The sequence below is a fragment of the Vallitalea pronyensis genome (assembly GCF_018141445.1).
Taxonomy (GTDB): domain Bacteria; phylum Bacillota; class Clostridia; order Lachnospirales; family Vallitaleaceae; genus Vallitalea; species Vallitalea pronyensis.
The window spans coordinates 3269399-3282451 of sequence record NZ_CP058649.1 but is presented as its reverse complement, the minus strand read 5'-3'; the positions used below and the strand labels follow the sequence as shown (position 1 = coordinate 3282451).

Here is a 13053-nt window from a genome sequence, read left to right as displayed (position 1 = left end):
CTCGTCACTTCTTTTGATAACAACATGACATGTAGGAGAACTTTTCCAATAGAAAAAGCAATCCGAAAGGATTGCCTTAATATCATCAAGTATATGTTATAAGCTTCCCTCCGCTGGTATTAACCAGATCAGGTTTATAGGGTCAAAGAATATGGTTCTTAATCTCAGCTGGCAACACCAGCACCCCTAGCAAAAAATATGCAATTATTGTATCGCTATCATCATAGCATAGTTTACTTGATTAATCAAGACATATTTACTCATCCGTTTTTACCATTTTATAACATGATTATTGTATTCGTATTACCCTGACAGGACGTTGTCAAGGTTCATAAAGTATAATGATATTACGATAATGTGATTAGGAGGGTTAAAATGAATGAAACAACTTTAAAAGAACTGTTACAGCAAATGAAATTAAGAGAATGGACTTTACTGGATAATATGGATCCCAATACCTTTGTACTTCATATAATGAAGCATATTGGGTCAACTGATCCAGAATTAAGGGACCATCTTATTTTACCGTGCCTCTTAACAATCATTGAACGTAAGGCATTAACGAATAAACAATTAATTGCGCTACTGGATTTATGTTTAAGTAAAGACCATCTTTTTTATGAACATGGTTTAGCTGAGAATGACGGTGTCTTTAACCGGTCTTTTACCGTACTTATTATTGGTGGTATTTTGAATTATCATTTAACACATAATCAGCAATTATTAAGTCAAGAACTTGTCATTCATGTGTATACGTCATTGGTCAACTACATAGAGAATGAAAAAGATACACGTGGATATGATCCTGTAAAAGGATGGGCAGATGCTACTGGACATTGGGCTTTGACATTTGATTATTTAATGGAATGTTCCTCCATTGGTGGTATACAATTAAAAGAATCCTTAGACTTAACGAAACGCCTGGTATGTCATAATAAGCTTGTGTTTATTAATAATGAGGATGATCGCTTCACCACGGTAGTCGTTAATATTATTGAAAGAGATATTATTTGTGAAGCTGATCTCATTCAATGGATAAGTAGTTTTGAAACCATAACATTAGCTAAAGATTATTTAGATCGGTACAAACTATGTGTGAATCGAAAGAACTTCCTTATGAGTTTGTACTTTCGACTGTCTCACAAAAATCGAGTAAAACTCTGCAAAGAAATAGAAAAAGTCATCTTCTCTATTAACCCATATATCGTATAGTGAATGAATTTGCTTATACATTACTTTTATTAAAACCAAGTATTGATAAGTAAACAATAATGCATGAAATTAGTTTAAATTAGGATTATCTATACGCTGTTTTGCCTATAAATAATCCTTAATATTTTACGAGATAAAATTAAATATATAGTTACTACTCTTTTAGGATGATATTTTATGTATATTAGAATCCCACATGTTCTGGAATCACTACAATAAAATAATGATTCTCAAATTTTCTTCCGTTATGTACGATTGTTGTGTAGTTACACATTCTTGCCTGTATCTGACAGTCTGAGCATTCACCAGTTTCTCTACATGGTGTCTCATGGCCAACCCGCTCACAATTCATGGGTGCAATGTCTCGTAATCGTTTAAAAGCATCGTCCAAGGTATCCACAAACTTGTTAACGCCTACCGCCATCACCACATGTTTAGGACCAAATACAATACCTGCTGCCCGATTGCCTGAACTATCTCTATTGACAAGTTCGCCATTTCTGGTTATTGCATTGCAACCGGTTACCAAATAATCTGCTAACATGGATTGACGATATACATTAACCGTCTCTTGCCAGTTTGGCTGGCTATACCGTTTAAATAATTGGTATTCACCATTTGAAAAGTGTTCCACTAACCCCATTGCATTTAATGTTTCTGAACCTCCCAATGCAATAGAAGCTCCTTTTTCAATGTAGTTTAATATACATGCTTTTGCCTCATCTAAATCTTGAGCGTAAACAGCGTCATAACCCTTACTATTTAGTATCTCAACCATTTTCTTAGCTTTTAATTTATTTTTCCATTTTACGTATTTATTTGTCATGAGCTCTCCTTTTCACAACACATAATAAGTTTCACTATACGAAACCATAGTATAATATATGAAATATTATACTATGATTTTACATTAAAATCAACTATATGCTGTATAAGGAACCATAAGGTTTATTACCTTATGGTTCCTTATACAGATTGAAAAACTTGAAAAGCAGAACGTCTTTATTGTAAAAAAATACTGTATTGGATTACTAAACAGTCTGTTTGTACGTTCCCAAATCTAATGCTTTCTTAATATAGTATCTGAAAGTTTCATAGTCTACCGTATCAGGAATAGAATGGTCGCTGTGAAGGACATAAGCAAACTTTTCAATGAGTTTAGGAATTTTGGTTTCTAGCTCTTTATCAATGACTTTTTTGTCATTTGTATAAAGCGTCCTTACATCAATACCACCCATAAATGCAATCTGATCGCCATAAGTATCATACAGTTTTAGAAGATCCATTCCAGCCTTAACTTCTATAACCTGTAGGCAGTCAATCCCTGCTTCAATCATCCCTGGGAGAAGAGGTTCAACATAGCCGCATGAGTGCATAATGACAGGTAGATTCTGACTATGAGCATAATCAATGGTATAGATGTGACCTGATTGAATAATGCTTTTATACATGTTCATTGAGAAAAATGGTTTTTCTTTGAATCCCATATCTTCATAATAGAATACACCATCTGGATAGCCTTCTTTTTCAAATAAAACTTTCTGTAATTGGACTGTAAGCTCGCTGTAGGTTTTAACCATATCTTTTACCCAGTCAGGATCAAGTGCCATACCCATAAGTAAATATTCATGCCCACATACATTATGCATTAGTTCAAAAACATTAATACCAGCCCACACAAAAAACCTTCCTGCTTTTTTGGCTTCTTCTCTTGCTCTTCTATAAGCCTCAAAATTAATTCTTCGTTCATCCACTTCTATAAGATAAGGTTTGGCATGTTCTTCCCAGGTAGCTCTGTCTCTTACGGTAAAGTCTACATGCTCTGGCGTAGAATCATGCAATTTATGCCTTCTTAAAATAGCCCCATTACCATCTTTGATTAATCTTGTCTCTTCTGTCTCTTCTATGACTTCAGGTTCAAAGTCAAGATTGGCCACCAAATTAAATGCCCAACAACGCTGGATATCAAAATTAAAATGATCTTCTACACTCTCATCTTCCTTAATGTGACCCTCGGAAATCCACTTACCTCTCGTATCACCCCAAAAGTGTTCATAAAATCCAATTCTATCCACTGGCTCATGATTAAGAATCTTAAGAATACGCTCTTTTCCTGTCATATATGTAACACTCCTACTCTTCATTAATTAATTAATTATATTGACATATATGTCCCTATTATATATCCTTATATTAGAGAATATAATAAACAATCTTGATTAGAAACTAAATTATATTGACATCTATTATCCATTACATTTTTAAGAGAAAGGGTGTTTTACCATGACTCAAGAGGGCTACGCTCACTTTAATCCTTATGTCATTGTCAGTGGTCTATTGGATATGCATACCTGTCCTCCAAAAGGAACCCAATATGGTAAAAGGGTTGTTCGCTGGTATGAGTTCGAGCTTATGAATACCGTTGATGAAGGCTATATGATTACCGATGGTGATACGCAAACGATTCATATAGGCGATTTGTTTATTAGAAAACCAGGTATGATTGTACAAGGTGTATCTGCCTATGGTTGTAACTATATCATCTTTGATAGTGTATATGATACATCTTTTGTTCAAGAATATGAACAACCCTTCTACCAAAATGCTACAGATGATTTTCTGAATCATATAGATAAAAGAGGTAATCATTTTCAATTATTAGAACAGTTACCCTCTCGAATAAAAATTCATGATCTGGACTATTTCAAAAGGCTTTTTAATACATGTTTAGATCATTATATTCGGCAGAAAAAAGATTTTCAATTTTATGCAAAAGCCATTCTCTACAATATCTTATATACCATTAATAAAGAAATGAAAAAGTCTGTAAATAGCTTAAGCACCCATTATTCCTTAGAGCATAAATATAAAGGTATATTTCATGCAAAACAATTTATGGACCAGCATTTTCATCGTAAAATTGAACTCAAGGAATTAGCTGAAATTGCAGGTTATAATCCAGACTTTTTCTGTCGTCAATTCAAGAAAATAGTTGGTAAAAGCCCTATTGATTACCTGATTCAAATTCGGTTATTTCATGCAAAGAAGATGCTCATGACCACAAATAACCCCATCTTTGATGTTGCTTGGTCTTGTGGCTTTAAAAATGAAACTTATTTTTATACCTTGTTTAAGAAAAACGAACACATGACACCGGGAAAATACAGAGCATATAATCAGCATCTGTTTTAGTGTTAACTGCTGCTTTTTTGACTCTTTATACCTAATCTTTGATTTTCTTGTTCAATGACTTTCTTATCTATCCTTTCAAATAATATTTCTGGCTCTTCAATGGGGTAACCCCCTTCAACGGTTTTCATTTCCCAACGACTGTTTAGTTGAAAGATGCTTAGAACCTTATCTGATGAAAAAGGTATAAATGGTTGTAATAAGGTAGCAAGATTAGCAATGATTTGCACACAATTATATAATGTTTCTTGGCATGCCCTTACATTCAGGGTTCTTGTCTCCCATGGCTTCTTGTCGTCAAAATACTTATTTGCTTTTCTGATGTAAGAAAAGAGGGTATCCAAACTCTCTTTCATGCAACCATTTTCTATAAGCGCACTTACTTGGTTATAGAGACCTTTTAGATCATCATTAATCTGTTGATCCATTTCACCTCTTGGTACACAAGCATCAAAATACTTAACAATAAAGACCAAGGAACGATGAACAAAATTCCCATAGGCTCCTAATAATTCACCGTTATGCCGTTTAATGAATTCTCTAAAAGAAAAATCCGTATCTCTTTTTTCCGGCGCATTTGTGATGAGAAAATACCGAATAGAATCAGGGTCGTATCGTTCTAACAAATCTTTCACCCATACAGCATAGTTTTTACTGGTTGATATTTTACGATGTTCCAATGTTAAATATTCACTGGAAATGATATAATCTGGTAAATGATAGGCTTCACCCTGAGCTAATAGTAAACCTGGTAAAATAATGGAATGAAAAGGTATATTATCTTTCCCATGAATATAGTAATGCCTAGCACTATCATTCTTCCAATACTGTTCAAATGTTTTGCCTTGATCCATAGCCCATGTGGCAGATAGATAACCTAAAATATTTTCTGCCCATATATAGATTCTCTTTTCTTCGTAACCTTGTCTTGGTACATGAATACCCCAACTAATATCCCTTGTTAATGCTCTATCTCTTAATCCTTCATTCAAATATCTATTGGTAAATGATACAGCGTTATCACGCCAATAATGCCCCTTCTTATTTACCAGTTCTCTTAACTGTTGTTCATCATGGGATAATTTCAAGTACAGATGATTGGTTTTCTTGAGGGATATCCTTTTACCACAGATTGCACATGACGCCTCCTGAAGGCTCTCGGGTTCTATCACGCTTCCACATGCGTCACATTGATCACCTCGGGTGTCTTCTCCACATATAGGACATTTGCCTTCTACATAGCGATCGGGTAAAAACTTATGGCAATCTTCACAATAAGCTTGCTCAACCTCTTTTTCAATAATGGCTTCTTTATTTTTATATAGCGTTTTATGGAAATCTGAAACAAATGTTTTATGGTTTTGACTGGTTGTTTTTCCATAGTGATCATAGGAAAATCCTAATCCATTAAAACATGTAACAAACTCCCTATGATAATACTCTGCAATGTCTTCTGGTGATTTATTTTCTTCCTTTGCCTTTAATGTAATAGGTGTCCCATGACAGTCACTCCCTGACACGTAACACACCTGATCACCTTTTTGTCGATAATAACGTGCGATAACATCTCCTGCTATAAGGGCTGCTACATGGCCAACGTGTATTGAGCCATTAGCATATACCCATGCGCCTCCAATTAATACATGCATATGCCTACCTCTTTTCTTAATTTTTTAATAAGTTTATATGATACTCGTAAAAAAAAACATTAAAAAAGCACTCACCTCCCGGAATTCATTCATTCCGGGGACGAGTGCATATAGGCAATAGGCATCGTGGTACCACCCCAGTTCGTTTGTATCTCACAATACAAACCTTATCAAGTACGCTCAGGAAATGACCTCAGTTATACTCTATCGCTATAACGGGCGACCCCGTCGCAGCCTAAACATTCGTATCGGTGCGCAACTCCAAGACCATGTTCGATAAGTTCAATGTTACCCATTCTCAGCATATGGAAAACTATTTCCAGGGCTCTCTGTATCCATCTACCTTATCTACTCTTCTTTTCTTCGTCTTTAAGGGTTATAAATTTATACTCTATTATAAGCAATATTTCATAGATGTCAAGCTTTTTTGATAGTCATAGTTTCCAATTCACAACATCATAAGCCTACTTTTCTTCAAATGGGTCTCTTTTTATAAAACCAGCAGTTATAAAGCGATAAAATATCTTTGGTGTTGTGAGCCATGCAATATAGCTTCCATTCTTCCTATTCTTTAAAATCCTTTTTCCTAAATAAGGGGCTACATCTTGAACGCTATCTGCTAGAATACGAAATATCTTCATTGTTTTTTCTTTATTTGAGGACTTTTCTATGTCATTTAACAAAAGATCGGTTATGACCATACCTGGGCTTAGTCTACCAATTAGAAGACCAGTACCTTCTTGTTCTTTTGCCAGAACTTTCGTAAAATATCTAACCATCCGTTTGGTTGTCCCGTAGTAACCGTAATTTACAACAACACGACCATCACTACCAAGACCTTCCATATTGTAAATAGAACCATACCCTTGATGTAACATGAGTTCTACTGCAACCTTTGACCCATTAATAACACCGTATACATTCACATCAATAATATGTTTAACCGCTTTATTAGAAAGTTCGTGAAGTTTCACAGCAGGCTGTGTAACACCTGCATTATTAATCCATATATCTATGGTGCCCAAATGTTCTTTCGCCATACGTCCAAGCCGCTTCACCTGCTCATAGTCTGCCACATGACAAGCAACACCAAATACCTGCCCATTAAAACGTTTCTCTAGCTTATCAACGGCACGAGCTGTTGATTCTTCCGTTGACCCTACAACCACAACGTTCATACCCTGCTCTAAGAAATAAGTTGCAAGTCCAAAACCGATGCCTCTAGAACTACCTGTAATAACGATATTTTTCACATGGTTATTCATGTACATCCCCCTAACTATCAAATAAAAATTATTTTCATATCACTGATAACTACTTTTAGTATATGATAAGCCATAATTTTAGTATATTTTAACCTGCTAATTTTTACAAGTATATTGCATTAAAATCATATAGAATGATCATGAATAATTTATCTTAAGAATCGTGTTATCACCCCTTGAAAGATTTCATGCTCTATGATATGATGTTTATATTGTTGTACATAGTTTTAATAACTACATATAACGATTATACACATTACTTTAAAACTATCCAGTGAATTTTTACCAATATAATATTTTTTAAGTGCCATCAAAAGGAGGATATTCATGAAACTAACCATTAAAGACCCTGTAAGCGCCCTTACACACTTCATAGGTGCTATTGTAGCTCTAGCTGGCGTTGTTGCACTGGTTGTAAAATCCAATTATACAGCAACCATATGGCATACCTTATCCTTTTCCCTATTTGGAATAAGTCTTGTGCTTCTCTACACAGCTAGTACTGTTTATCATATCATTGATAAGCCAAAAGCACTAAGTGTACTCTTAAGAAGAATCGATCATATGATGATTTTTGTTCTTATCGCTGGAACCTACACACCCATATGTCTTGTGCCATTAAGAAACGGCTTTGGCTATACACTTCTCACAATCATATGGTGCATTGCCGTTATTGGTGTGCTCACAAAGATATTCTGGATCAACGCACCAAGTTGGCTTGCCGCAGCTACTTATATCCTTATGGGCTGGACTGCTGTTATAGCACTCGGGCAAATAAAAGAAGCCCTACCCTCTGGCGGCTTCACATGGCTTCTCATCGGCGGCGTCATCTATACACTAGGCGGCATCATCTACGGCCTCAAATGGCCTAACTTCAAGTTCAAAAACTTTGGTTTTCACGAACTCTTCCACCTCTTTGTCATAGGCGGCAGCATCTGCCATTTCATCCTCATGTACAACTACATCATGGTATCAAATCTCTAAAAACGATTTGCCTTAATTAAGTAGGGTAACTAGAACAAATCCAACGTCTTAAATCGCCTGTTTTTCTCACTGGCAAAAAAGTGGCAAAAACAACATAACCCTATATCATAATCATAAACGACCTTTGCGGCTTGTTGCCCTCCTTTTAAACCAATAAAGGCAACAAACGCAACGTGAGTATATGATTATGATATAGGGTTTTACTCAATTACCGTTAGCGGTGTTCCACTTTCTACAGCATTCTACCCAACACCCGTTAAGGTTTTCCACTTTCCTACAGATAATACTTAAATATCATTCTAGCGCCCACAACCCCCTATCATTCTCCCTAGCCCCTTCTTCCAACCTAACAAAAATCTTAGAATACTTCACATCCGGCGGATAAGTCATCACATTCCCATAACCCTCTTTAATTAAAATCGCATTAAACATCTGCTCTTCTAACTTACTCTTATCCGGTTCACCTAACCATACATAACGCAGTAACCGACCATACTTATCACGATCACTAACATCCTTTTGGAGATAAACCTTTTTCCCATCCAATTGAGCTTTCGTATAAGCACTGGCTTCCTTACCATATGGCTGAGGCTTATTAGCATAACGTCCTACAGATTCAGGTGTATTCACACCGATAAAACGCACTTTCTCTTCTTTACCATTAATGGTTACAGCAATGGTATCACCATCAACCACACGACTTACAATGCCCACATCATATTTTGTATCTTCTGTGATACTCAGAATGATGCTTCTAGCACTTTCAAAAACTTCCTTAGCAACATTAACATTCTTATGGTTAATATCAATATCAAAAAATACCAAGAAACTTAATGCCATTAAACTGGCCATAATCCCCTTATAACCAATCTTTTTCTTCTTTTTCCCCAATCTCACTTCATCACATCCCCCGATGAACAACCAAACTCAACTGTATGTTACGACGATTTTCCATTCATACCTGATAAAATCCATCTATGAGGTATCATTTTCCCAATCACTTGCAAAGCTTTCATACTAAACCCTTGAATGGATACCTCTTTACCTGCTCGTACATCCATAAATGCCCGTCCAACAACCCGATGGGCAGGTTCAAAGAAGAACTTTTTAAAGGATTTTGGTACTTGATTATTAGCAGCTACTTTGAAAAATTCTGTTTCTACTGGTCCAGGACAAACTGCCATGACTTGAATCCCTCTTGGTTTCAATTCATGATGAAGTGCCCGTGATACACTTAACACATAGGATTTCGTTGCTGCATAAACGGCAAATTGCGGCTGCGGTAAGAAAGCAGCCGATGAGGCAACCTGTATAATCTCTGAAGATTTTTTCATATACTTTAGTGTCACATAAGTTAGATAAGTAAGTGCAGACATGTTCACATCCACCATGTTCATGGTTTCCTCTAGAGATATGGCGTCAAATTGTCCAATCTTACCTAAACCTGCATTATTGACTAATAACTTTACATTTGGGTTTTCTTCTTCTAAAAGTTCTTTATAATCTTCAAGGTCTTCTTTTAACGCTAAATCATAGGTGAATATTCTAAAGGTATGCTCTTTATATTTCTTCGCTATGGCTTTTAAGCGTTCCTTACGCCTTGCAATTATCCATATTTCGTCAAAAATATATACTTTGGACCGGCATATTTGTCTAACAAACTCTCGCCCAAGTCCCGATGAAGCACCTGTCACAATGGCAATATTTTTCATATAATCCATCCCTTCATTACTTTTTCTTTTTGTGTACGTTACGAATGGTCTTTTTCTTTTTCTTCGGCGCTGTTTTCGCTTTTTGACCATGACTATATTTTTTTGCATGGGTTCTTTGTTGATGGGCATGACCTTTTGGCCGAATCAAACAATCCTTATCAAATCCAATGAGGTCTTCGCGGCCGGCCAATATAAGAGCTTCATGAACCAAGCGATAATTCTTGGGATGACGGTATTGTATAAGGGCTCTTTGCATGGCTTTGTCATGTGGTGATTTGGGTACAAATATTTTTTCCATGGTCCTTGGGTCCAGCTCTGTATAATACATACATGTGGACAGGGTGGATGGTGTTGGATAAAAATCTTGTACCTGCTCAGGCATATAACCTAAATCACGTAAATATAATGCCAACTCTATTGCCGCATCTAAATCTGACCCAGGATGACTGGACATTAAGTAGGGCACTAAAAATTGCTTTTTATCTAACTGTCGATTAATCCGGTGATATTGATCCACAAAACGATGATAGACACCTGCATGGGGTTTTCCCATCTTGTCCAATACTTTGTCAGAGACATGTTCTGGAGCAACTTTTAATTGTCCACTTACATGATGCTCTACCAGTTCTTTAAAAAAAGTGGCATCTTTATCATGAATCAAATAATCAAATCGTATGCCGGAACGTACGAACACTTTTTTTACTTTTGCCAAACCTCTTAGTTTTCTTAGTAACGCCAAATAATCTGTATGATCAATCTTCAACTGACTACAAGGTTCTGGAAAAAGACACTGCTTATGTTTGCATGCGCCATGCTTCAATTGTTTATCACAAGCTGCATGACGGAAATTAGCAGTAGGACCGCCCACGTCATGAATGTAACCCTTAAAATCTTTATCCCATATGATAGCATCTGCTTCATTGATAATGGATTTATGACTTCTTGCCTGTACAACACGTCCTTGATGGAACGTTAAAGCACAGAAATTACATCCTCCAAAACAACCTCGATTACTGATGATACTATGTTTTACTTCCATGATAGCTGGAATACCACCCTCTTTTTCATATACAGGGTGATAGTTTCTCATGTAAGGAAGGGCATAGATACTGTCCATTTCCGATTGGGTGAGTGGTTTAGCCGGTGGATTCTGAACAACAAATTCATTATCCTTATAACCTTCAACTAATCGTATACCCCCATGATATTCTGTGTTCTTATGTTGCATCATGAAACTCTCTGCATATTTTTTCCTATGTGCCGTTATGTCTTGGTAGGTTGGTAACTGTACATAGTCGTAAACATCTTCCATATTCTTAGCTTTGTATACTGTTCCATTAATGTAGGTAATATCCTGAACATCTATCCCACTATCTAAAGCTTCTGCTACCTCAATGATAGCCCTTTCACCCATACCATACACAAGAAGATTCGCCTGTGAATCCAGTAGGATGGATCGTTTTACTTTATTACTCCAATAATCATAATGTGCCATACGCCTTAAGCTGGCCTCAATACCACCAAGTATAATGGGCACATCCTTGTAGGCTCTACGGATAAGATTAGCATAGACGATGGTTGCACGATCAGGCCTTTTACCAATAACCCCACCTGGTGTGTACGCATCTTTTTTTCTTCTTTTTTTAGCCACTGAATAATGATTAACCATGGAGTCAATGTTGCCAGCCGTTACCAGAAATCCTAATCTTGGTCGACCAAAAACCATAATATCCTCTGTTGTATCCCATCTGGGTTGAGGAATGATACCTACTGTAAACCCTTGTGCTTCCAGATATCTACTAATAATGGCTACACCAAAGGATGGATGGTCTACATAAGCGTCCCCACTAATTAAAGCAAAGTCAACGTGTTCCCATCCTCTATTGTGCATACCTTGTTTATTAATCGGCAAATAATCTTTTGTCATGCTAATCTTCCTATCTCTACATGCTGATTGTTTATTTAACTATGTGGTGTTTGCACATCACATACCTTCTTGATTTTCTATTCATTGGTTCTACCTTGACTTCTTGCTTATTTTCCTGAACTTTTATATTTAATCCTAATCCCATATTCAGTAATTGAATGGAATCTTCAAATCGACCCCATTCACTGCTATTTAACACCACAGCTATGACCGTTTTATTGTTGCAGGATGCTGCTGAAACAAGACAATATCCTGCTTCCTTGGTATAGCCTGTCTTTATACCAATAGCGTGTTCATAGTAATAGGGCGAATGCTTGACAAGCAATTTATTTGTATTTTCCCAATAACGCATGGTTGCATCATGCTCATTATATTGTTTAAAATCTTTCATTTTAAAATAAGGTGTACCACATATCTCTCTAAATTCCGGGTAGCTAAGTGCTGCTTTTGTTATCAGGGCTAAATCTTTAGCTGTTGAATAATGGTTCTCATGATGATAGCCATCAGGATTGTTGAATGCTGATGATGTAAGACCTCGTGCTTTCCCATATTCATTCATCAATTTGGTAAATGCTTTGATGGATGTGTTAACATCTTGATGGGATCCATGCTTTTTTCCTATGTGTCTTGCCAATACATAAGCCGCATCATTTCCAGATGGTATCATTAACCCCTTAATTAAGGTTTCAACGGTTAAGGTTTCTCCATAGTCAATACCTGCTTTACTGGAATGAAGCCGTACCTTATTCACCTCTTCACCAACTTTGATGGTATCTTTTAAACCCATTTCCTCCAAGGCTACCAGTGCTGTTAGTATCTTTGTTGTACTTGCAGGATATGCTTTTTGATCAGCATTTTTTTCATATAAAATATCCCCAGAATCAGCATCTATTAATATAGCACTACTACCTATAAGTTGCAAGCCTTCAGATAACAATGGCATGTCTTCTGTTGCTTTCTCCTGAAATGCACCTTCTTGATAGGCTATTTCTGTTGTGTCACTATATAGATCCTTATACGTATTTGGTTCAAGTACATTACCCACGATTAATAACATAATAATTGTAAAAATAACTAAGATCAGTTTCTTCATCTCAATAACTCCTTAAGCTTTT

General features: G+C 36.2%; 11 protein-coding genes and 1 riboswitch. Of the genes, 3 read left to right on the top strand and 8 right to left on the bottom strand.

The annotated features are described in order from the left end of the window. Positions 1 to 88: 88 nt before the first annotated feature. Positions 89 to 198, bottom strand: a riboswitch (TPP riboswitch). Between the two features lie 177 nt (positions 199 to 375). Beyond that, positions 376 to 1212, top strand: a complete 837-nt coding sequence (locus HZI73_RS13765; RefSeq protein ID WP_212693965.1) for a DUF2785 domain-containing protein — start codon at positions 376 to 378, stop codon at positions 1210 to 1212. 184 nt (positions 1213 to 1396) lie between these two features. Here the strand turns inward: HZI73_RS13765 and HZI73_RS13760 are convergent, their stop codons facing one another. Together HZI73_RS13760 and HZI73_RS13755 are read right to left on the bottom strand one after the other, a co-directional pair. After that, positions 1397 to 2038: a lactate utilization protein gene (locus HZI73_RS13760; RefSeq protein WP_212693964.1), complete on the bottom strand. Its 642-nt coding sequence runs from the start codon at positions 2036 to 2038 to the stop codon at positions 1397 to 1399. A 205-nt stretch (positions 2039 to 2243) separates the two neighbouring features. Then, positions 2244 to 3332: a uroporphyrinogen decarboxylase family protein gene (locus tag HZI73_RS13755; RefSeq protein WP_212693963.1), complete on the bottom strand. Its 1089-nt coding sequence runs from the start codon at positions 3330 to 3332 to the stop codon at positions 2244 to 2246. A gap of 163 nt (positions 3333 to 3495) precedes the next feature. Between HZI73_RS13755 and HZI73_RS13750 the strand changes: the two genes are divergently transcribed. Beyond that, entirely contained in the window at positions 3496 to 4404 is a 909-nt protein-coding gene (locus tag HZI73_RS13750) for a helix-turn-helix transcriptional regulator (RefSeq protein ID WP_212693962.1), read from the top strand. A 2-nt stretch (positions 4405 to 4406) separates the two neighbouring features. Here HZI73_RS13750 and metG read toward each other — a convergent pair whose 3' ends face one another. Both metG and HZI73_RS13740 read right to left on the bottom strand, forming a co-directional pair. Further along, the gene (gene metG / locus HZI73_RS13745) at positions 4407 to 6050 is read right to left on the bottom strand and encodes a methionine--tRNA ligase (RefSeq protein ID WP_212693961.1); all 1644 of its coding nucleotides are present in this window, start codon (positions 6048 to 6050) and stop codon (positions 4407 to 4409) included. 464 nt (positions 6051 to 6514) lie between these two features. After that, the gene (locus HZI73_RS13740; protein WP_212693960.1) at positions 6515 to 7315 is read right to left on the bottom strand and encodes an SDR family oxidoreductase; all 801 of its coding nucleotides are present in this window, start codon (positions 7313 to 7315) and stop codon (positions 6515 to 6517) included. 327 nt (positions 7316 to 7642) lie between these two features. On the opposite strand from HZI73_RS13740, the gene trhA reads away from it, so the two are divergent. Further along, positions 7643 to 8299 (top strand): PAQR family membrane homeostasis protein TrhA, encoded by a 657-nt coding sequence (gene trhA / locus HZI73_RS13735; RefSeq protein WP_212693959.1) that lies wholly within the window; start codon positions 7643 to 7645, stop codon positions 8297 to 8299. A gap of 294 nt (positions 8300 to 8593) precedes the next feature. Here trhA and HZI73_RS13730 read toward each other — a convergent pair whose 3' ends face one another. From HZI73_RS13730 to HZI73_RS13715, 4 genes are read right to left on the bottom strand one after another with little or no spacing between them, the layout of a single operon-like run. After that, on the bottom strand, positions 8594 to 9196 hold the full coding sequence (locus HZI73_RS13730; RefSeq protein ID WP_246552156.1) for a thermonuclease family protein: 603 nt from the start codon (positions 9194 to 9196) through the stop codon (positions 8594 to 8596). A gap of 41 nt (positions 9197 to 9237) precedes the next feature. Continuing rightward, positions 9238 to 10011 (bottom strand): SDR family NAD(P)-dependent oxidoreductase, encoded by a 774-nt coding sequence (locus HZI73_RS13725; protein ID WP_212693958.1) that lies wholly within the window; start codon positions 10009 to 10011, stop codon positions 9238 to 9240. A gap of 16 nt (positions 10012 to 10027) precedes the next feature. Beyond that, entirely contained in the window at positions 10028 to 11938 is a 1911-nt protein-coding gene (locus HZI73_RS13720) for a YgiQ family radical SAM protein (protein WP_212693957.1), read from the bottom strand. 31 nt (positions 11939 to 11969) lie between these two features. Further along, positions 11970 to 13031 (bottom strand): D-alanyl-D-alanine carboxypeptidase family protein, encoded by a 1062-nt coding sequence (locus HZI73_RS13715; protein WP_212693956.1) that lies wholly within the window; start codon positions 13029 to 13031, stop codon positions 11970 to 11972. Between the last annotated feature and the right edge of the window lie 22 nt (positions 13032 to 13053).